Origin of the sequence: Xenorhabdus taiwanensis, assembly GCF_036512875.1 — a bacterium.
GTDB lineage: Bacteria > Pseudomonadota > Gammaproteobacteria > Enterobacterales > Enterobacteriaceae > Xenorhabdus > Xenorhabdus taiwanensis.
On sequence record NZ_AP028978.1, the window covers coordinates 2,395,283 to 2,416,801 of the forward strand.

General features: G+C 41.4%; 23 protein-coding genes and 1 riboswitch. Of the genes, 9 read left to right on the forward strand and 14 right to left on the reverse strand.

The genetic code is table 11. The annotated features are described in order from the left end of the window. Positions 1-16 precede the first annotated feature (16 nt). The 6 genes from proQ to ftnA all read right to left on the reverse strand — a co-directional run bounded on the left by proQ (position 17) and on the right by ftnA (position 4,219). Positions 17-727 carry an RNA chaperone ProQ gene (gene proQ / locus ACE1SE_RS10670; protein ID WP_374050875.1) on the reverse strand — a complete coding sequence of 237 codons (711 nt, stop codon included), beginning with the start codon at positions 725-727 and terminating at the stop codon, positions 17-19. A gap of 95 nt (positions 728-822) precedes the next feature. After that, positions 823-1,320, reverse strand: coding sequence for a free L-methionine (R)-S-oxide reductase MsrC (gene msrC, locus ACE1SE_RS10675; protein ID WP_374050876.1), 498 nt, complete (start codon positions 1,318-1,320; stop codon positions 823-825). A 413-nt stretch (positions 1,321-1,733) separates the two neighbouring features. After that, positions 1,734-2,084, reverse strand: coding sequence for a YebY family protein (locus tag ACE1SE_RS10680; RefSeq protein ID WP_374050877.1), 351 nt, complete (start codon positions 2,082-2,084; stop codon positions 1,734-1,736). 85 nt (positions 2,085-2,169) lie between these two features. Beyond that, on the reverse strand, positions 2,170-3,093 hold the full coding sequence (gene copD, locus ACE1SE_RS10685) for a copper homeostasis membrane protein CopD (protein ID WP_374050878.1): 924 nt from the start codon (positions 3,091-3,093) through the stop codon (positions 2,170-2,172). Further along, positions 3,093-3,479: a copper homeostasis periplasmic binding protein CopC gene (gene copC, locus ACE1SE_RS10690; RefSeq protein WP_374050879.1), complete on the reverse strand. Its 387-nt coding sequence runs from the start codon at positions 3,477-3,479 to the stop codon at positions 3,093-3,095. Before copC ends, copD begins: the two co-directional genes overlap by 1 nt. Positions 3,480-3,712: 233 nt before the next feature. Further along, entirely contained in the window at positions 3,713-4,219 is a 507-nt protein-coding gene (gene ftnA, locus ACE1SE_RS10695; RefSeq protein ID WP_074019498.1) for a non-heme ferritin, read from the reverse strand. Positions 4,220-4,554: 335 nt separating this feature from the next. On the opposite strand from ftnA, the gene ACE1SE_RS10700 reads away from it, so the two are divergent. After that, positions 4,555-4,785 carry a DNA polymerase III subunit theta gene (locus tag ACE1SE_RS10700; protein WP_374050880.1) on the forward strand — a complete coding sequence of 77 codons (231 nt, stop codon included), beginning with the start codon at positions 4,555-4,557 and terminating at the stop codon, positions 4,783-4,785. Between the two features lie 65 nt (positions 4,786-4,850). On the opposite strand, the gene pip is transcribed toward ACE1SE_RS10700, so the two are convergent. The 3 genes from pip to ACE1SE_RS10715 form a co-directional block, all read right to left on the reverse strand. Continuing rightward, positions 4,851-5,804, reverse strand: a complete 954-nt coding sequence (gene pip, locus ACE1SE_RS10705) for a prolyl aminopeptidase (protein ID WP_374050881.1) — start codon at positions 5,802-5,804, stop codon at positions 4,851-4,853. An 84-nt stretch (positions 5,805-5,888) separates the two neighbouring features. Then, positions 5,889-6,260: a protein YebF gene (gene yebF / locus ACE1SE_RS10710; protein WP_374050882.1), complete on the reverse strand. Its 372-nt coding sequence runs from the start codon at positions 6,258-6,260 to the stop codon at positions 5,889-5,891. 101 nt (positions 6,261-6,361) lie between these two features. Beyond that, a complete protein-coding gene (locus ACE1SE_RS10715; RefSeq protein ID WP_099131320.1) occupies positions 6,362-6,544 on the reverse strand; it encodes a YoaH family protein in 183 nt (60 codons plus the stop codon). Between the two features lie 149 nt (positions 6,545-6,693). On the opposite strand from ACE1SE_RS10715, the gene pabB reads away from it, so the two are divergent. From pabB to mntP, 8 genes are all read left to right on the forward strand, one after another. After that, a complete protein-coding gene (pabB, locus tag ACE1SE_RS10720; protein WP_374050883.1) occupies positions 6,694-8,064 on the forward strand; it encodes an aminodeoxychorismate synthase component 1 in 1,371 nt (456 codons plus the stop codon). Continuing rightward, the gene (locus ACE1SE_RS10725) at positions 8,061-8,630 is read left to right on the forward strand and encodes a CoA pyrophosphatase (RefSeq protein ID WP_374050884.1); all 570 of its coding nucleotides are present in this window, start codon (positions 8,061-8,063) and stop codon (positions 8,628-8,630) included. The genes pabB and ACE1SE_RS10725 overlap by 4 nt, the downstream gene beginning before the upstream one ends. A gap of 167 nt (positions 8,631-8,797) precedes the next feature. Continuing rightward, the gene (locus ACE1SE_RS10730) at positions 8,798-10,162 is read left to right on the forward strand and encodes an L-serine ammonia-lyase (RefSeq protein ID WP_374050885.1); all 1,365 of its coding nucleotides are present in this window, start codon (positions 8,798-8,800) and stop codon (positions 10,160-10,162) included. Between the two features lie 510 nt (positions 10,163-10,672). Beyond that, positions 10,673-11,632: a PTS mannose transporter subunit IIAB gene (gene manX, locus ACE1SE_RS10735; protein WP_374050886.1), complete on the forward strand. Its 960-nt coding sequence runs from the start codon at positions 10,673-10,675 to the stop codon at positions 11,630-11,632. 83 nt (positions 11,633-11,715) lie between these two features. Beyond that, positions 11,716-12,516: a PTS mannose/fructose/sorbose transporter subunit IIC gene (locus tag ACE1SE_RS10740; protein ID WP_374050887.1), complete on the forward strand. Its 801-nt coding sequence runs from the start codon at positions 11,716-11,718 to the stop codon at positions 12,514-12,516. Positions 12,517-12,529: 13 nt separating this feature from the next. Further along, the gene (locus ACE1SE_RS10745; RefSeq protein WP_374050888.1) at positions 12,530-13,378 is read left to right on the forward strand and encodes a PTS mannose transporter subunit IID; all 849 of its coding nucleotides are present in this window, start codon (positions 12,530-12,532) and stop codon (positions 13,376-13,378) included. Between the two features lie 101 nt (positions 13,379-13,479). Beyond that, positions 13,480-13,938 carry a DUF986 family protein gene (locus ACE1SE_RS10750; protein ID WP_374050889.1) on the forward strand — a complete coding sequence of 153 codons (459 nt, stop codon included), beginning with the start codon at positions 13,480-13,482 and terminating at the stop codon, positions 13,936-13,938. A gap of 152 nt (positions 13,939-14,090) precedes the next feature. Then, positions 14,091-14,216: riboswitch (yybP-ykoY riboswitch) on the forward strand. A 146-nt stretch (positions 14,217-14,362) separates the two neighbouring features. Next, a complete protein-coding gene (gene mntP / locus ACE1SE_RS10755) occupies positions 14,363-14,947 on the forward strand; it encodes a manganese efflux pump MntP (RefSeq protein WP_374050890.1) in 585 nt (194 codons plus the stop codon). Between the two features lie 137 nt (positions 14,948-15,084). Here the strand turns inward: mntP and rlmA are convergent, their stop codons facing one another. The 5 genes from rlmA to uhpT all read right to left on the reverse strand — a co-directional run bounded on the left by rlmA (position 15,085) and on the right by uhpT (position 21,019). Beyond that, complete coding sequence (rlmA, locus tag ACE1SE_RS10760; protein ID WP_374050891.1) at positions 15,085-15,900, reverse strand: 23S rRNA (guanine(745)-N(1))-methyltransferase; 816 nt, start codon at positions 15,898-15,900, stop codon at positions 15,085-15,087. A gap of 117 nt (positions 15,901-16,017) precedes the next feature. Beyond that, complete coding sequence (locus ACE1SE_RS10765; protein ID WP_374050892.1) at positions 16,018-17,340, reverse strand: MFS transporter; 1,323 nt, start codon at positions 17,338-17,340, stop codon at positions 16,018-16,020. Positions 17,341-17,349: 9 nt separating this feature from the next. Continuing rightward, positions 17,350-18,873 (reverse strand): signal transduction histidine-protein kinase/phosphatase UhpB, encoded by a 1,524-nt coding sequence (gene uhpB / locus ACE1SE_RS10770; protein WP_374050893.1) that lies wholly within the window; start codon positions 18,871-18,873, stop codon positions 17,350-17,352. Then, the gene (uhpA, locus tag ACE1SE_RS10775) at positions 18,873-19,481 is read right to left on the reverse strand and encodes a response regulator transcription factor UhpA (protein ID WP_374053648.1); all 609 of its coding nucleotides are present in this window, start codon (positions 19,479-19,481) and stop codon (positions 18,873-18,875) included. The genes uhpB and uhpA overlap by 1 nt, the downstream gene beginning before the upstream one ends. Before the next feature lie 161 nt (positions 19,482-19,642). After that, on the reverse strand, positions 19,643-21,019 hold the full coding sequence (gene uhpT / locus ACE1SE_RS10780) for a hexose-6-phosphate:phosphate antiporter UhpT (protein ID WP_374050894.1): 1,377 nt from the start codon (positions 21,017-21,019) through the stop codon (positions 19,643-19,645). Between the last annotated feature and the right edge of the window lie 500 nt (positions 21,020-21,519).

A 21,519-nucleotide genomic window follows, 5' to 3' on the forward strand; every position in this document is an offset into this window, starting at 1 on the left:
CAAGTTGGCCTCCGTATCAGAACTTTAAGTGTTCTGCGCGTACAATCATTGCTAAACCAGTCGGTAACTGCACTCTGACACCATCTTTTGCAATTTCAAGCACAGATGCATCCATTAAGCTTTTTCCTACGTTCACTTTGATAGTCTGACCGACTTTCAAAGCGGATACGTCAGTGACTGAGTTTAACTCAGGTTGTGCAATTTTTTTTATGGTTTTATCGGCTGGTTTACGCGATTGTCGAGGGTGGTTTTGCGAACGCACCGGACGTTTTTCACCATCACCTGATCTCTTTTGACGGTGAGGAGCCGGTTTTTTATTCACAGAGCGTTCATTTTTCTTGTCAGATACGTTTTCAGTTTCACGTTTCTTGGCACGCTGTTCAGATCGTTGAGCCTGTACCCGTGCTTTCGCTTCTGCCAGTTGCTGACGCGCATGTTCAATGTGTTCAATTTCCAGCTCGCCACACATGTTTCCGTCAAGGTCAACACGCTGGGCTCCTTCTTTTACACCATAGAGATAACGCCAACTGGAGGTATACAAACGCAAAGCAGAACGGAGCTGTGTTTTACTCAAACACTCCTCATCCTGAATACGTTCAACGATGTCCTGGAAGATCCCGATCTTCAAAGGACGTGCTTCACCTTCTGCTACAAAGCAAAGCGGGAAGCGCTCAGCCAAGAAAGCAATGACTTCTTTACTACTGTTCAACTTAGGTTGATTTTCCATGAAATTTCCTGATTACAACGGTTTTGCCAACCAGCGCAGGCATGAACAGGCGACATTATAATAGCGTTGCTGATAAATGCCACGTTATACGTATGTTAAGTTACGTTCTGTTGTAGATATTTTGACACAACACATTGATCCAAATGGTTACAGAGCCTGATAACCAGCGCTTTCAAGCCATTTTCATCATTTTCATCAAACCGATCAAAAACCGTGCTATCAATATCCAAAACGCCAATAACTTGTCCATTTATTTCTAAGGGAAGCACAATTTCAGCATTACTGGTGGCATCGCAGGCTATATGACCGGGGAAAGCATGCACATCAGAAATACGCTGTATACTCTTATTTGCAACAGCCGTTCCGCATACACCTTTTCCTACAGGAATACGAACGCAAGCGATCTTACCCTGAAATGGCCCTAAAACAAGGGTATCACCATCAGCTAAATAAAAGCCAACCCAGTTAACATTATCCAAACATTCATATAACAATGCACTTGTGTTAGCAAGAGAAGCGATAAGATCGTACTCCCCTGATAGCAGTGCCATCAGACTATCTGCTAACTCTTGATAAAATTTATTCTTATCCATAAGCTCCTACGCAACAGACGAAATTTAACAAAACAAAAACAATGATTTTACATAAAATTTTTACCATATTTAACAGACTATATCTAAACATAATCTGCCACTACGATTTAAATTCTCTTTCAGAATACCGTCTCTCTTCCTGAATTTAAATTTTCTTTAATTATTTTTACCAGTATTCACTTGTAAAATTTAGGGAGATATCACAGCTTATTTAAAAACTAGCGTGACTTGCACCCAGGATCGTGTCTTGTTACTTTAAGCACAAGCAAAAAAAGGCCGAGTTCACTCCTCTACTCGGCCCAGGGAAAAATAGCTCCATCAAAGAGCGTTGCGCTAAAAGTTGCCATTGAGACGTAGAACAACTTACGACTTAAAGCGTAGTTGACATACAATGATTTACCAAGTTTTAACCATTACCGGTTGGTTGGATGGTCACATAAAGCCAATGCCGCTTTCTGGAATGGCTCGACGCTCATTTTTTGATTGGGATGATCGGGGTCATTTAAAAGGATTGTCTCTAATGATGATGCAATTACTTTATTGGCTTGCATAAGTTGTGTTGCTCGATCATTCAACGGATACTGCGTCAATGTGCTGGGATTTATCACAAACAATGCGCCATTTGCCCGACAATCAAGCATAACCTCTTCGCGAGTAAATGCCCACTGTTTGCCAAACTGTAGCTTGCTAATGGTTTTTATTGGTGCAGCCACTCCCTGAAAAGAGAGAAGCAAAAGAGGTAGAGCCCAAAATAGTCGTTTCATTATCTTTCCCCTGATAGATACATGCCGTGATTTTATCGTTAATTTTCCTGTTTATGTACCCAGATTTGTACCAATCATTCAAGGATCACGCAGGAGGTTGCGTTGCAAAAATCGCTACGCATAACAATGCGGTTGTACCCAGAATAATTTCCAGCCAACTATTGATCATCAATTGCTGATAGCACCTTTTCTGTTTTAACTTAGGAACTAAAATATAGCGGTTAATCAAAGCCAAAAGAACCATTCCAATAACCAAAACTATTTTTAACCATAGCATGGATTGGTATTCAGACAGAGCTCGACTGAAAATGGGCCAATCTGGAATGAGAATCACACTACTCACAATTCCTGTTACAATCACCAGAAACACAGCAAAATGCCCATAAAGAGAAAATTTCCTCATGGCTCTTATGCTACCTGCATATAGGTTAATCGCATTCGGCGATAAATTTGTTTTTGCTGGCTGTCGTAATCGCAAGAATTGCATACACACTAAGAATGGCCACAATCCACCAAACCAGTAACCTGCACTGAGTAAATGGATAACCTGATTGGCTTGAAGTAAACGTCCTATGCTTCCTTCATACATAGCTGCATGTCCAATGAAAGCATGGCTTGAAAGTAAAATAACCGAGCAACCTAACAACAGGAAATTTCTGACTTTAATATTGGAAAGAAACAGTCCACCAACAGCGAGGACAGCTATCAATAACTGCCATCTCCATACTTGCCCAAAAGTGGTTCCCAAGACAGCCAGCCAGATATCCAGAGCATAAACATCGTGCCAGCCATCCCCCATTAATCCAGCCTGTACAATAAACCAGATGATTGAAGTTATCAAAGCCAGCACAGTGCTGATTAAAACTCCAACGTTTAACCGTTCTCTCATTAGGATCGAGAAATGCCCAGAAACAAGCATTACGGTGAATAAGCTAAGGCCGAACATCAACATGACGACCACAAAATGAGAGAAACGGCAGAATATGTATAGTGCCTCTAGAGAGATCATTATCTTACGGTAAAACTATAAACGCCTTTTGTTTTATGACCATCGACAGAGAGTACACTCCAGTCAACACTGTATTTTCCCGCAGTAAGTTTGCCTTCAACTGGCAGGATTAACTTGGTTTTGGTTTCAGGATCGAGTTCCAACTTACCTGTTTTAACTACAGCTCTTTCTGGGCCAATCAATTTTACCTTACTGAATCCAAGTTCAATACGTTCTGAGAAATTCAAGGTGATAGTTTGTGGGGCAGCTTCAATCGTTGTATTTTCTGCGGGAGTCTGATCTTTCAAATGTGCATGGGCCAAAGCCTGCTGACACGACATGCCGACAAACAGAACCACAAGAGTAGATAATTTGGTCCAGAATGAACGGATGTTAAGAATAAACATATAGATAACCCTTTAATATGTAGATTAATTTTTATACCTGAAGGGTGATTCTATACCAAAAAATCTGTTTAATCTGCGGTAATTGACGAGTAATGTCCTGACCTGTGAGACACTACGCAAAAATGGGAATAAAAGAAGGAGAGCCGTAACTCCGGTTTCACAATGCATAAAAAACACGCAAAGAAACGGGAGTTACGATGGAAAAACAGATTAAATTGAAAGGCGAGGCTATATCAGGCGTGTGCTGGTGCCGTAGATAATCCCTTAAGATCTTTATCCAACAAGAACAGGGCTTTTCCACTTTCACCCACCATCTCCAGTTTATCCAGAATGGATTTGAACAGTTTCTCTTCTTCATGCTGTTCAGCAACATACCACTGCAAGAAATTAAAAGTGGAATAGTCTTGTGTCGTCATCGCTACATGGGCAAGTTTATTGATCTCTTCTGTGATCAGTTTTTCATGCTCATAAGTCTGATTAAATACATCAGAGATAGACTTGAATTCTACAGGCGGGGCCTGAATAGCGCCCAATACAGGCATTGAACCCGTGTCACCCAAATAATCAAACAAGCGTTGCATATGTTGCATCTCTTCTTGTGAATGAGTCTTCAAAAATGCTGCTGCGCCTTCATATCCTTTATCACTACACCATGCACTCATTTGCAGGTATAAATTCGCAGAATAAAATTCCAGGTTTAATTGTTCATTTAATTTTTTGATCATTTCTTGTTTTAACATCGGCCAACTCTCCCTAATAATTCATTAAACTTGGCGTATTATGCCAATTAAAATCACACAATACAAAAATAAAATAAAAATACATAATAAATTGATATATAAGGACTTATTTATAAAAATAAACAAGAATAAATCTCATTAAACATCAAGAAATAAGAATCAGTTTTATTTAATTAAATTTTCATTCACAAAAAACATTTTTAATAAAAATGAGAATTGATATTATTTATGTTTATTAGGCTTATTTTTACCCTTTTTAAATAACTTGCTAAACAAAAAAGAGTCTATTAATTTTCTTTTAGAGAAATTAAAAATGAGTTTTCAGGGAGTCCAAAATGGAACATAACTTAGCCAAATTATCTAAAGATGAAATGAATAAGGTCAATGTTGATTTAGCAGCATCCGGTGTTGCTTTTAAAGAACGTTATAACATGCCTGTCATTCCTGACACTGTTGAACAATCACAACCAGCACATCTGCGGGAATATTTCCAACAACGCTTACAGCATTACCGCCAGCAATCAAGATTACTGTCACGCCTGCCTTATGAGCCTAAAAGTCGCTGAAGGAATGATATGAGAAAAGATAACCACCACTTTGCGGGTGGTTATCTTAACTATTTCCAATAAATCTATTTTCCAACAAATTTATCAGTTGCCTTGATGAGTTGGTGTAAAATACCGGCTTCATCAAAAGAATGACCAGCCCCTTCCACAATGTGCAATTCAGCTTCCGGCCACGCTTTTGCCAAATCCCACGCATTTTGTATCTGACATGCCATGTCATAGCGACCATGGATAATCACAGCAGGGATATGCCTGATCACATCAATATGATCCAGTAATTGTTGAGTTTCATCCATAAAACCATTATTGATAAAGTAATGGTTTTCAATACGCGCAAACGCCAAGGCAAAATGCTCTTCTACAAAAGAGAGGGAATTTGCAGAAGGCAACAATGTTACTGTCTCTCCTTCCCAGAGACTCCATAAACGCGCAGCTTCCAACTGTACTTGCAAATCTTCACTGGTCAGCCGTTTATTATAGGCGGCTATTACATCTTTACGTTCTTCCTTCGACAGAATAGATAATGTACGTTCCCATTTTTCCGGGAAAAAACGGGAAGCGCCTTCTTGATAATACCAATGCAACTCTTGTGGACGAAGTAAGAAAATCCCTCTTAGCACTAATTCTGACACGCTATTCGGGTGTTTTTCAGCATAGGCCAAAGACAGTGTTGATCCCCATGAGCCACCAAAAACCAGCCACTTATCAACACCCATAAAATTACGCAGCCGTTCAAGATCCTCGATCAAATGCCATGTTGTATTATTTTCCAGACTGGCATGGGGTTTAGAACGCCCGCAGCCACGCTGATCAAATAACATAATATGATAGCGTTCAGGATCGAATAACTGACGATGATAGTTTGCTATCCCACCACCAGGACCACCATGTATAAATACTGCGGGCTTACCTTTCGGGTTACCGCACAATTCCCAATAAACCTGGTGTCCATCTCCCGTATCCAGATACCCTGTTTGATACGCATCATAAGCGGGATAGAGTTTTCGTTGTTCCGTCATAAAGCCCTCTCACTGTTTAAACAAAACGGGATACTTTCCCAGTATCCCGTACATATTTAAAGAAAAGATGGTGTGACAAATTATTTACTTTACCTGACTATAACTAATAGTCTCTTTTTGGCAATCAATTATGACGTTGTAACCTTTATCTTTTTTCGTACCTCGGACGATCAGAGGAACCTGCAATGCGTCTTTATCACCAGTAATATCATTGACATTTACCCACGCAATCAGTTTTGCAGTGCCTAATTGTTTTCTGTCTTCATCCCAGTGATTAATACGATTTTGTAAAAAATCTTGCTTAACCTGTGCCGCCACTTGATCTTTGGTTAAATTTTTGCAAGAAATAAACTTCGCCACACGCTCGTTCTCAACAGCAGTTGCAGTAAACGAAACAGAAAACAGAACACCTGCACTCAATAAACCAATACGACGAATAAACTGACTTGCCTTCATATTACCTCCTATTACCACCCAAATAGTATGGATTAAAAGTTGCGATAAATTAACATGTAGTAGAAAGTAATTATGTGAGTCTTGTTAAAAATGCGTTGCGACTAGTTTTCACCGTCTTCAAATAAAACATGGATCTGCTCATGATTCTGGTGCTTTTCGCGTAATTCCTGAGCAACAATAGCGATGGCTTCTCCGCTGCCCATTCCTTCGGAAATAAGCTGATGGATCCTTTCTACGGCTGCTTGCTGCTCTTCATGGGATAATGCTGGCATACCTGAAAACATCGTTATAACCTCAAACAAAATATAACAATTAATAGCAAACGGCGATTATAGCTTGTTTTATCTCAAGTCAGGAGCGAGATTGTGTGATAATCTCCGTGGATTAATATGTTATTCCTTGTGGATTGCTAAACACCAATATTGATGCCGTCATGAAAATTGCATTACAAAAACGACAATTACCGTATTCTCCTGATATCGCCATTCACTATTTCGCCCCCCTTTCTGCATTACCTTGGGCCATGCTGTTACATTCTGGAACCGCCGAACATCCGCATAATCGATTTGATATTATTGTCGCTGAACCTGTGACAACCCTTATCACCCAAAGCACATCTACCGAAATTAATTGTAATGGTAAGGTTTCTCTTTCTCAGGAAGACCCCTTCCTGCTATTAAAAGACCACCTCCACGACAGTGGTATTGATGTTCAGTTTGATCCGGATCTCCCTTTTCAAGGAGGAGCATTAGGCATATGGGGATACGATCTCGGACGACGTATCGAAAAGTTACCTGAATTAGCCACCAATGAACTGAACTTTCCTGATATGGCTATAGGTATCTATGATTGGGGATTAATTATTGATCATCAGCTACAGAAAGTAACGTTACTGAGCTACCACAATATTGACCAACGGCTGACATGGTTAGAATCTCTGCGAGAAAACAGGAAAGAAGGTTTTTCCCTGACAAATCCGTGGCAATCCAATATGACAGCACAGCAATACCACGAAAAAATCGCTCAAATCCATCGTTACCTACGAGAAGGGGATTGCTATCAAGTCAATTTATCACAACGGTTCCATGCTAATTATGAGGGAGATGAATGGCAGGCATTTATCCAGCTCAATGAAAGTAACCAGGCTCCCTTTTCTGCCTTTATTCGCTTGCCTGAACACTGCATTATCAGCGTCTCACCTGAACGTTTTATTCTTTTGCAAGATCATCACATTCAGACACGCCCAATAAAAGGAACGCTGCCCCGATTGCAAGACCCCGCAGAGGATCAATTGCAAGCAGAGAAATTAGCAAATTCACGCAAAGATCGCGCGGAAAACCTGATGATTGTTGACTTGTTGAGAAATGACATTGGACGAGTTGCCACGCCAGGTTCGGTCAAAGTCCCTGAGTTATTTGTTGTCGAACCTTTCCCTGCCGTACACCATCTGGTCAGCACCATCACAGCAACCCTGCCCGATACATATCATGCTACAGATTTACTGCGTGCCTGTTTTCCTGGCGGTTCAATTACGGGTGCTCCTAAAATCCGGGCCATGGAAATCATTGAAGAGTTGGAACCACATCGCAGACATGGATATTGTGGTGCTGTTGGCTATATTAGTTTCTGCGGTACAATGGACAGTAATATTACTATTCGTACCTTACTGACAGAAAAAGGGAAAATTTACTGTTGGGCTGGTGGTGGTATCGTCGCAGATAGCCTTGCCGAAAAAGAATATCAGGAAACATTTGATAAACTCGGACAGATATTACCTCAATTAGGGGAACTCTCTCTATCATGACATCGCTCTCTGACTTCATTCATCGGTTTCAATTGCAGCTTCCTGCACAACCAGCATATTTAGCCAGCAACCAACGCAATGCTGCGGTATTATTACCGATTATATGTAAGCCAGAACCAACGCTGTTATTCACTCAACGCGCCGCAAGCCTCCGCTCCCACGCCGGACAAATTGCTTTTCCGGGCGGAGCGGCAGATCCTGAAGATGCTTCCCTTATTGCCACCGCCTTGAGGGAGGCAGAAGAAGAAGTCAGCCTGCCGCAAAATAAGGTACAAATACTGGGGCAATTAGCTCCCTTGGATAGCCTTGGAGGTTATCGTGTCACTCCGGTAATTGGGCTTATTCCCGAACCCATCTCTTTTCGAACCAACCCAGCAGAAGTCGCAAGCATTTTTGAAATCCCGCTGTTTGATGCACTTTCTCTTCCCCATTATCGGTATCTGGATATAAAACGTCGTAATCAACAGCGCAGAATCTATTTTTATTGGCACCAAGAACATATGATTTGGGGATTAACCGCAGACATTATTTATCGTTTAGCACAGCAAGTGCAAAAAACACCCTAAATTGGACACGAAACACCACAAAACTGTGCATTACTTATCCATAATCATATCAATTGCTATTATAATTAAAAAAAAACTGTAAACTCCTTTATCAACACTACCAAATAACAGTAAAGTAGCGCGCTTTATATAAATAACTATATCTCTCTTCTTTAAAGGAGTCTGGCGTGATTAGCGTTTTCGACATGTTTAAGGTGGGTATTGGCCCATCCAGCTCTCATACTGTTGGTCCTATGAAAGCAGGCAAACAATTTGTCGATGATCTTGTAAACCAGGGGGTAATGTCCTCTATCACGCGTGTAGCTGTTGATGTATACGGCTCACTTTCATTAACCGGGAAAGGTCACCATACGGATATCGCTATCATCATGGGCCTGGCAGGTAATATGCCGGCAACTGTTGATATTGATTCAATTCCAGGTTTTATTCGTGATGTTGAGCAAACTGAACGTTTGCCGCTGGCAAATGGTTTACACGAAGTCGATTTTCCTCGCGATGGCGGTATGAACTTCCGTAGCGATAACCTATCACTGCACGAAAATGGCATGCAAATTCATGCGTTCGCCGGTGACGAAAAAGTTTACAGCAAAACCTACTACTCCATCGGTGGTGGTTTCATTGTTGATGAAGAACATTTTGGCAAGCCATCTCAGGATTCCAAACCGGTTTCTTATCCTTACAGCTCTGCGGCTGAACTGCTGATGAACTGTAATAAAACCGGCTTGTCTGTTTCTGGCCTGATGATGAAAAATGAATTGGATCTACACAGCAAAGAAGAAATTGCTGAGTATTTCGCAGATGTCTGGGCAACCATGCAAGCTTGTATTGAGCGTGGCCTGAACACAGAAGGGGTTTTACCAGGCCCATTGCGTGTTCCTCGCCGTGCAGCCGCACTGCACCGTATGCTGACATCATCAAACAAATTGTCTAATGACCCAATGAATGTTGTTGATTTAATCAATATGTTTGCATTAGCCGTCAATGAAGAAAATGCCGCTGGTGGCCGTGTTGTTACAGCGCCAACCAATGGCGCGTGTGGTATTGTTCCTGCCGTTTTGGCCTATTACAACCATTGCATTGAGCCTGTAACAGCGGAGCTATACACCCGCTATTTCCTGGCTGCGGGTGCAATTGGTATCTTATATAAGATGAATGCCTCTATCTCTGGTGCGGAAGTTGGTTGTCAGGGTGAAGTTGGGGTTGCTTGTTCTATGGCAGCAGCCGGCCTTGCCGAATTACTCGGCGCAAGCCCTGAACAGGTTTGCATTGCAGCAGAAATTGGCATGGAACATAACCTTGGTTTGACTTGTGACCCTGTTGCAGGCCAGGTGCAAGTTCCTTGCATTGAACGTAATGCTATTGCTTCCGTTAAAGCGATCAATGCTGCTCGTATGGCACTTCGTCGTACCAGTGAACCTCGTGTTTCTCTCGATAAAGTTATTGAGACCATGTATGAAACGGGCAAGGATATGAACGCAAAATACCGTGAAACTTCACGCGGTGGTTTGGCGATCAAAGTTCAGTGTGACTAATATAAAACACTGCTCACTTATTGTTCAGTGAGCAGTGTTGTTGCCTGCTTTTCCTACAGTTAGATTTTAGCTGAAATAGTATCCCTGCCAGTTGGCAGGGATATTTTTTTGGCTGAAACGAGTTACTAAGGTACATTATTTTCCACTTTACGGTAAAAACATCACATTTTTTTTATAAGAAAATTAAGAAAATGTTACCGGAAACAAAATAAAACCCCGATATAAAAACAATAATAATAATCTTAAAATAAATATTTGTTATTTTTCAGCATAAAATATTATTTTAACCTACCAAAACAGTTTGTCTTAATTTTTCTGACTGATAGCAATTTTCTTGAAGGCTGCAAATGATATTCTAACTATATATTTACTTATGTAACAAAATATAAAGCCATAACAGCTTTATGTTTACGACTATCCTATTGATTGACAGGAAGTTAAATACATTAGAAATATTGAGTATGAGCTTGCAGTAGTCTGAGTTCAATTGTTATAGAAAGGGGAAAACAAGTGAGTATAGCCATTATGATTGGCACACACGGGGCCGCAGCGGAACAACTGCTTCGTACCACAGAGATGTTGATTGGGGAACAGGAAAATGTTTCTTATATCGACTTTGTGCCCGGTGAAAATGCTGATACGTTATTCGAGAAATACAACCAAAAGCTGGAATCGCTTGATACAGAACAAGGCGTACTGTTTTTCGTCGATACCTGGGGTGGCAGTCCATTCAATGCCGCAAACCGCATCGTGGTTGATAAAGACAACTACGAAATCGTTACTGGTGTCAATGTTCCAATGCTGGTTGAAGCTTTCATGTGTCGTGACGATGATCCAACCATGGAAGAGCTGGTTGCTGTTGCATTGGAAACCGGCAAAGAAGGCATTCGTGCCCTTAAAACAAAACAAGATGAAGAGCCAGCCAAACCTGAACCTGTAAAACCCGCTGCCCCTGTTTCAGCTTCTGCAACCTCTGCGAGTGGTCATATGAAGATTGCCCTCGCGCGTATTGATGATCGCCTTATCCACGGCCAGGTTGCTACCCGTTGGACTAAGGAAACTAACGTCAAGCGTATCATTGTCGTCAGTGATGAAGTTGCCCAGGATACGGTTCGTTCTACCTTGTTAAAACAAGTCGCACCTCCCGGCGTTAGCGCACATGTTATAGACGTTGCCAAGTGCGTTCGGGTTTATAACAACCCTAAATATGCTAACGAACGTGTCATATTGCTCTTCACCAATCCAACAGATGTTCTGCGTATTGTCGAAGGTGGCGTCACTATCGAATCCATCAACATCGGTGGCATGGCTTTCCGTCAAGGAAAAACCCAGATTAACAACGCAATTTCCGTTGATAAGACTGACATTGACGCTTTTGAAAAACTCAACTCACGTGGCATAGAACTGGAAGCCCGTAAAGTTGCCAGTGATACCCGTTTGAACATGATGGATCTGCTGAAAAAAGTTTAACCATAAGAACAGATGTCATTTTATTAACCATTACTCAATAACAAAATTCTTACCAAATTACATTTGGTTACAGGAGAAAAACAATGGAAATTACCGTTGTTCAACTTGTGTTGATATTCATCGTTGCCTGTATCGCAGGTATGGAGTCAATTCTTGATGAATTTCAATTCCACCGTCCATTAGTTGCTTGTACATTAGTCGGCTTAGTGCTTGGCGATATGAAAACCGGCATTATCATCGGCGGTACACTGGAAATGATTGCCCTTGGCTGGATGAATATCGGTGCAGCAGTCGCCCCCGATGCAGCACTGGCTTCCATCATTTCAACTATCCTGGTAATCGCAGGTGGGCAAGACGTCGGTGCCGGTATCGCACTGGCTATTCCACTGGCAGCAGCGGGCCAGGTTCTGACTATCATCGTCCGTACCCTGACTGTTGGTTTCCAACACGCAGCCGACAAAGCAGCAGAAAACGGTAATCTTCGCGCAATCAGCGTCATTCACGTTTCCGCTTTGCTGCTCCAGGCTATGCGAATCGCCATCCCTGCCCTGATTGTTGCTGTATCAGTAGGAACTTCTGAAGTTCAGCATATGTTGAATTCCATTCCACAAGTGGTCACCAGCGGCCTGAATATCGCCGGTGGTATGATTGTGGTTGTCGGTTATGCAATGGTGATTAACATGATGCGTGCAGGTTATCTGATGCCATTCTTCTACCTTGGTTTCGTAACGGCGGCCTTCACTAACTTCAACCTTGTTGCATTAGGTGTGATTGGTATTGTCATGGCAATCCTGTATATCCAGCTTAGCCCAAAATACAATCAATCACAGGCAGCCCCCCATACTGGTAATACCCCAAACGACCTTGATAACGAATTAGATTAAAAGGATAAACAACATGTCGGAAGCAACAAATATGGGTCAGAAAAAGCTGACACAAAGTGATATTCGTGGTGTATTCCTCCGTTCTAACCTCTTTCAAGGATCATGGAACTTTGAGCGTATGCAGGCCCTCGGGTTCTGCTTCTCAATGATACCAGCCATTCGTCGTCTGTACCCAGAGAATACCGAAGAAAGGAAGCAAGCTCTCAAACGACATATGGAATTTTTTAATACCCATCCTTATGTTGCAGCGCCTATTCTTGGTGTCACCATGGCAATGGAGGAGCAACGGGCCAATGGGGCTGACATTGATGACGGGGCTATCAACGGTATCAAAGTGGGTTTGATGGGTCCTTTAGCGGGGGTAGGTGATCCTATTTTCTGGGGCACTGTTCGTCCGGTATTCGCTGCTCTGGGTGCAGGTATTGCCATGAGTGGCAGTCTGTTAGGTCCTGTTTTGTTTTTCCTCCTGTTTAATATAGTGCGATTACTTACCCGTTACTTAGGTGTCGCTTATGGCTACAAAAAAGGATTAGATATCGTTAAAGATATGGGTGGTGGCTTCTTGCAGAAAATGACGGAAGGAGCGTCAATTCTCGGCCTGTTTGTCATGGGTGCACTCGTTAACAAATGGACCAAAGTGAATATTCCGCTAGTGGTTTCTGAAGTTCCTGATCCAATCACGGGTGAGATGAAAGTGACTACAGTTCAAACCATCCTTGACCAGTTAATGCCTGGCCTAATGCCATTGTTGTTAACATTTGGCTGTATGTGGCTACTGCGGAAGAAAGTCAATCCGCTATGGATTATCATCGGCTTTTTCGTGCTGGGGATCGCCGGTTTCCGCTTTGGTTTCCTCGGCTAGATCTGATATTCCTGCATGACGTGAATATTCGGGGAGGTTTGACCTCCCCTTTCTTTGTTAAGACAATAATTTTCCATGCACGATGAAAACAGGGATTAAAAATGAGTTTGAATGATATTGTTCTAATAGTTTTAATTGTATTAATGCTCGCTTTTGCGATTTATGATGAATTTATTATCAATCAGCTCAAAGGAAAAACGCTGTTAAATATCAAGCTCAAAAGAAAACAGCGGATTGATGCGCTGATATTTATCATTTTGATTGCTATTATTATTTACAATAATATCACATCGCATGGCAGTCAGTTCACGACCTATTTATTAACATTTATCATCCTAGTGACATTATATTTGGGTTATATTCGCTCACCAAAACTAATATTCAAAAAACAGGGCTTTTATTATGCCAACCGTTTTTTTTCTTATGAAAGCATTAACGCAATGAATTTATCTGAAGACGGCATTCTTATGATGGATTTAGGGCAAAACAAAATATATCTATCCGTAACAAAGCTGGATGATTTAGAAAAAATTTATCAATTTCTTGTTAACAACAGATGATTCCTCTTGGCGGATTCGACTAAATAAGATCAATAATTCATATTGGTCTTATTTCCCTCCTGAAATAAAGGTAGATAACGATAAGCATTATCATTTTCATATTTAAAATATGGAAAAATATTTTTTGCCTTTTATTCTTAATATGATATTGTCCGTCACAGTCATTGGGGAGTAGCCTGTTCCAGAAAATCTCTGGAAAATTCGTATCAACATACTCGTTTAAAATAAAACGTGGTACGAATACCTAAAGAACCTAATAACATCCGGGTTTTTATGTCCCCGTTATATTTCAAGTGATAATTAACAAAGTAGCAACTTGAAAGATACGGGAATTAATCGGTTGGCAAGACCATAGACACATAACAGCGCCGTTGGTTGGGGGTGTGTTGTGTGTGTATGGAATCACCCAACCGAGGCTATTTTAATGAATCTCTATGCAACACTTATTCTCGCGCTCGCCCTTTCCATGGATGCTTTTGCCGCTGCTGTAGGAAAAGGTGCCGCCCTCCACCGACCTCATTTTCGCGAAGCCATCCGTACAGGTATCATCTTTGGTTTGGTTGAAGCCTGTACGCCTTTAATCGGTTGGTCATTGGGTCTGTATGCCAGCCAATATATTATGGAATGGGATCATTGGATTGCCTTTTTCTTGCTCTTGATCCTTGGCTGCCGCATGATAATTGATAGCTTCAAACGTGAACCTGAAACTTCTTATCAAACAACTCCTCAACGCCATAGTTCAGCGGCATTGGTTCTCACTGCCATAGCAACCAGTCTGGACGCGATGGCAATTGGTGTCGGCCTTGCCTTCCTGCAAGTTGATATTCTTCACACTGCCATGACCATTGGCCTTATGACTATGATTATGGCCACATTAGGCATGTTAATTGGTCGTTATATTGGTCCGCTATTGGGTAAAAGAGCCGAGTTGGTTGGGGGGGTGGTCTTAATTGCCATTGGCTTCAACATATTATTCGAGCACCTTAAATTATTTTGGTATGCAGAATAAGGTTATTATTTATCGTTCTTCACATGGTAACTGTATTAACTGCACTTACTCCGGATATATAACGCTATACTCCGGAGATTCGTTCTCTTATCATCATGCTTCTACAGTTTAATAAGATGACAGCAGTCTTCTTATTATCAAATACGTCGATATATTTTTAATGTGAAATCTGATTCACAATTAAATTGCTCTCTCGATATCAAATGCGTTTTAACTTCTTCTGATGCCCGCCAGGCAAAAGGGGTCATCTGCAATAAATTATGCGCTTGTTCACCATTTAATGACATTTCATAACCTAGCGTTTCGATTGAAATTAATTTAAACCCTTCCCATTGTTCCTGATTTTCAGGATGTAAATGTACTTCCTGATAAATAAGCTCTTTTAATTGATACAGATGACGAGGCCCTGGCGTTACCGTCAGTACGATACCATCTATTTTCACCACCCTAGCCAACTCTGCTGCCTTGCAAGGGGCATAGATCCGCAAAATACCATCCAGTGAACTGTCCGCAAATGGCAGCCGATGGCTAGAAGCCACACAGAAATTAACATCAGGATAACGTTTGGCACCATAACGAATTGCGACTTTTGCTACATCCAATCCATACACTGCCAATTTCCGCTGAAGATTAAGCTGCTCCTGAACCGCGGCTGTGTAATAGCCTTCACCACAACCAATATCCAGCAAAGTGTCAGCGCTTTCTGGTAAATATTTGCCAAGCAATTCAACCGTTTTTTGTTGCAGGACTTGATAATGACCTGAGTGCAAAAATGCCCTTCTCGCTTGCATCATTTCTACGCTATCCCCAGGCTCTTTTGAGCGTTTATGCTGAACGGGCAGTAAATTGACGTACCCTTCTTTTGCACAATCAAACTGGTGATTGTTTTCGCAATGCCATTGGTGGTTAGCAAACAGTAACGGTAAGTGACATAAAGGACATTGATAAGACATAACATTCCGATGGATAGGGAAAAATCAGGGGCGTACTATACCATATTTTTGATACATACGTTTTTTAACCCTACCTTTTGAAATTTAAGCCTGATACTCAAGGAGAAAGGCTGAATCCTACATTCTCTGCCTGGGAAACTGAGCTTGCAGGAATGGTAGTAATAATAAACCTATCATTACTGCGCAGACAGAAATGGTAATAAATAACCCCTTCCAATGATAACATTTTAAAATAACGGCAAAAGGATAGCCGGCAAGTGCAGCTCCCGTATAAGCGAAGAGACCAACAAATCCCGTCGCCGCCCCCGCTGAATCCTTATGGGAACATTCCGCAGCAGCCATACCAATCAATAATTGCGGGCCAAAAACAAAAAAACCAATTACAAAAAAGCCAATTGATTGAAAAATCAAACCAGTCATAGGCATCAACCATAAGGCAGCCACAGATAAGAAAATACCCATTGCAAATATCAAGTTCATTGGTCCACGGTTGCCACCAAATACTCTATCCGATCCCCAACCAGCCACCAGCGAACCGATAAAGCCACCCACTTCAAAAAGCGACAATACTGCGTTTGCACTCACTAAATCATAATGATGATATTCTGTCAGATAGAGGTTTCCCCAATCGTTAATACCAGTACGAACGAGATAGACCAAAACGTAACTCAATGAAAGCAACCAAATATATTTATTGCAAAAAACATAGGTCTTTAGTATTTCTCTGGTAGTTAGCCCTTGTCCTTGATTTTCTTGTACCTTTTCTAAATGATCATTCCGAAATTGACCAATAGTCGGTAGCCCCAGCGTGGCAGGCTTGTCACGTAATCGCCAACATAAAAATATCCCAACCAAAATACCCAGACAGCCCGGCACAATGAATCCTTCTCGCCAGCTAAAATGTAATGTTAAAAAACTGACAAATAACGCAACCAATGCACTGCCTATATGGTGTGATGTATTCCATAGAGACCACCAAAAACCACGCTCTGAGCGAGAATACCAACTGGTGAGTAATTTGGCACAGGGTGGCGAACCCCATCCCTGAAACCACGCATTTAATATCCACAAAAAGGTAAACATCACAATCGAGTTGGACAGACCAAAAAAGATATTGATGATCCCTGTGGCAATTAACCCGACTCCCATGAAATAACGCGGATTGGAGCGATCAGAGATAATACCGGAAAGAAATTTGGAACAACCATAAGTGATATAAAACAGCGTTCCAATCAGGCCAATGTCTCCTTTATCAAGGCCGAGATCGGTTATCATGGCAGGCATCGCATAGTTGAAGCTTTTACGGGTAAAGTAAAATAGCGCATATCCCACATAGAGACTCAGCATGATATGCAAGCGCCAGTAGCGATACTGTTGCCTGATTTCTTCACCAGATAACTGCTTGTCATGTATTGGCTTAGATTGAGAAGAAGCTGTCATGACTATATTTTAAAGTTTAGGCAAGATGATAGACAAATCCGTTCCCGAATATGTCGAATCACTTTGTCGTTTTTCACTGTGAATGGAGAACGTCCCACCCAGGGCCTGCACACGCTCTCGCATACCACGTAAGCCAAATCCTTTCATATGATCCTCAGACTTACAGCCAATACCATTATCCCTAATTAATAAATGGATCATCCCGTTGATGGAAAAATATAATTCAATACGATCCGCTTGAGAATATTTCATTGCATTATTCAGCGCTTCCTGACAAAGACGGTATAACGTAATTTTGGTTGTATCACTCAATTGCTCAATTGCCATAACTGAATCCGCTGCCCAATGAATTTCTACCGATATACCACGAGACTCAAATTCCATATCCCGCAATAACTGTTCAATAGCCTCTTTCAAACCGAGATCATCAAGAATTTTAGGCCGCAGTCGGCTAAGTAACCCTTTAGTTGTATCATAAACATTAAGGGATAACGATTCGATAGTTTTAGCGCAATTAGCACTAATCGGTGCCATTTCTACCCGCTGGATAATATTGGCCTGCGTACGAATAGCAGTAATATTCTGACCAATTTCATCATGCAATTCACGTGCAATTTCTCGCCTTACCGACTCTTCGGCTTTCACCAATTGACGGGACAAACTGTGATTACAATGAAGTTGACGCTTTAACTGCGCATTAAGGTCACGCTGACGCTGCACTGCCATCCCCAGCATGATCCCCGTTAACGTTTGAGCCAACAGTGATAACAAGAGATCTGTGATCTCCATATTCGAAACACCACTGCGCGCAGCAATCAAGGAAATACTGTTTAGCAACGTGCCGACTATAGCGCCTTGCCAGCCGTAGCGAAAAGCCAGCAAGATAATAGGAATGGCCAGACAAAATGGGGCAAAATAACGCAACTCATTCGGCAAACCAATTTGAAGAAAAATACTCATTATAAACAATGAACTATAAAGAATAATGTGTTTCAGATGAAACTGAATACGGTGCGATACAAGATTAGCAGTCAGGGGAAACCAACTATTTTGGAACAGGTAGTGCCATACTAAATAGCACAATGGAACTAACATGACACCACCGGTTAAACTCACCAGAAATGCAATACTCAAAGCAGAATTATGATTACTGATCGCCGCCACATTAATCATGGATGTTGTCAAAATGATACCAGCCATAACTGCAAATCGTTGCCATTGACTGCCACAATAGTAGCGACTGGCAAACCAAACAAGAGGAAAACTGACCATGCTGGCAGTTAATACCGTCAGCCATTGTAGCTGTCCCATTAGGAGCGTCAAACAGATGGTAAGCCCCCATTCTGCGCCGTAAATAGTCGTCCAATAACGCTTGGGAGTATGGAGAGTAATGCCGAGGCGCAAAGCAAAAGGAAAAAATAGAATAGCCAGTTCAGAGTCATTGACAAAATAGTAGGCGATAACCCATAAGCAAAACCACCAACAAGAAAACAGTAACCAGCCGCAAAATGAATTAATCAGATATTGACGCATTAAAAATCACTAGTGGCAAAATAATTCGCCAAACCAACATTATTCGTTACCCCTAATTTACTCATCGCATTGGCTCGATGGACATGTACGGTTTTATGGCTTAATCCTAATTCAGCCGCAATGGCTTTAATATCCATACCACTAGCCAACATCTCTCCAACTTGTCGTTCTCGTCTAGTCAGGTATTCCAATGAAGACGGATTGCTCTTTGATGACGTTAAATTAAGTACAATATCCGGTGTAAGATAACAACCATTATTGGCTGTAGTCCGTACCGCTTGAATCAATTCATCCGGGCTGCAACGTTTACTGAGATAACCACGCGCACCTGCTTTCAAGGCATTCTCTACCATTGTGGCAGAATCATGAACACTCAGCATAATACAGGTAATGCCTGAGGGAAGATCTTTCAGTAGTGAAAGCCCGCTTTCATCTTTCATTGAAATATCAAGAATACAAACCGTTGCACCCGATCCCGGTAATCCTTGTCTGGCTTCAGCACATGAACTGAACTCCCCCACGACTTCAATATCAGACTCTAAATTCAGCAACTGAGCAAATCCTGAACGTACAACAACATGATCATCAACTAATGCTACTTTAATCATCATCATTTATTATCGAATTAAGCATCGGACTAAACTACCCTTATTAATATTGCTTCGCAATAGGTAGGTTATAGATAGAAAATAGGGGATATCAGGGTAAAAAAGTGATGAAAAGATGCCACTGCAGATACACAGCAGCATCAGTAAGTTTTTAATATAGCTTAATCTGCTTTCTTCGCTTTTCGAATCTTTTTCTCTTCCGCAATAGCCACGAAAGCAAGCAGGGTAAGACATACAAATGCTGAGGTATCCAGGGCAACAAATGTCCCTTTCCAACCCGTTAAACCAAAGACCGGCACGCCATCAGCAATCATCCCCAAACCGAGCTTGGCAAAGCTGTCACCGATTAAATAAGCAAATGTTCCTTTAACACCATCAGCTACACTGATCGCTTTTTTCGGTACAAACCCAACAGCGGCTACACCAATCAACAACTGTGGACCAAATACCAGAAAACCAAGCACAAACAGGGAACCCAAATACATGTATTCACTGGTTGCATGTTGATAGAATTCAAGGCAGACAATAATCAACCCTAACGAGACACAGGCAACCAGGGCACGACGGCCATTCGCCAAATCTGACAAATACCCCCACATTAATGTGCCTACCAGCGCCCCTATTTCGAACATGGTAAAACCAGTGATGGCGGTTTCTTTTGATTGTCCTAATTCCTGATAGGCATACACTGTTGACCATTGGTCAATACCAATACGCACAATGTAAAGGAAGATATTGGCAAAGCAAAGCAGCCAAATAACTTTGTTTTTTAATACATATTCAACAAAGATCTCACTTTTGGTCATTTGGTTTTTTTCTGCCGCGATATCTTCTTCGCTGGCAGGTTCATCAAATAACTCTTCTACCTTACCCAAACCATAACTTTCTGGAGAATCGCTACCATAACGCAATCCAATGAAACCAATGATCAGGGCGATAATAGAAGGGAAAATAAACATCCCTATTACATGGCCATCAAAGAAATAATTGGCACCAAAGAGAGCAACCCCAGCCGCAGCCGCACCACCTACATTATGCGACATATTCCACAAACCCAGATAGGTTCCACGCTTGTTACGGGGAGTCCATTTCGTAATAGTGGAATAGCTGGCCGGCCCACCTATACTCTGGAAAAAGCCACTCAATGCATAAAATGCCACCATCAAGAAAATACTGATGCCAGAACTTCCCATACTCATACTAAACCCTAACATGGCGATGCCAGATAGGATCAGCATAAATGGCAGAAATTGTTTGGTATTTTTGCCATCGGCATAATAAGCAACAACGGTTTTACCAATACCATAAGTAATAGAAAAACCTAATCCTATCAACCCAAGCTGCGTCATCGACAGACCATAAGTCGAGATCATATCGTTTTGGGCTATGTTAAAGTTCTTACGCACCAAATACATAGCCATATAACCAATAAAAACCACCAAATACGACTGCATAAAGGGTTTGAACCACATTTTACGGCGTACTTCTACTGGCAGATCCAGTGTTGGCTTACGAATTTGTTCTAGAATCTTAATCATTTGAAATCCTTAGATAACTACGAGAAAAAGAGCCTTTTTGAAGCAGGTGAAAATAAAAAAGGCAAATCGCAAGAAAGCAAAAGTTTTCGTAGTTATAGTTTTCGTAACTATAGTTTCGCAGATATAATTATTATCTGGTCAGTTTAGAAAACTAAAGGAAGATTGGCTTGAGCTATGGTCCTAGTTGAACTAGGAATATTTCCTAGTTTTATCCTATTCGAGCATAAAGCGTGAAAGAAATCACACTCTTTGCTCAGTAAAGGATGAAATAAGGGTTATTCAACAATACCAACGACAAGCTATAGATAAAAATAATGCTCTTACTCATCCAGAATATAAATAAGAGACAGACTAGGTAAAATGTAGGCTGAATGGTGTTTGCCTGTTTCACTGAACAAAACTTTCAAATTCCAGTTAAGGCCATTTTCCATGAGTAACAATTATTGTCAGGAACAACCTGTTGATGACCACCTCTATAAAAAGTGGTGTTCAGTTATGAA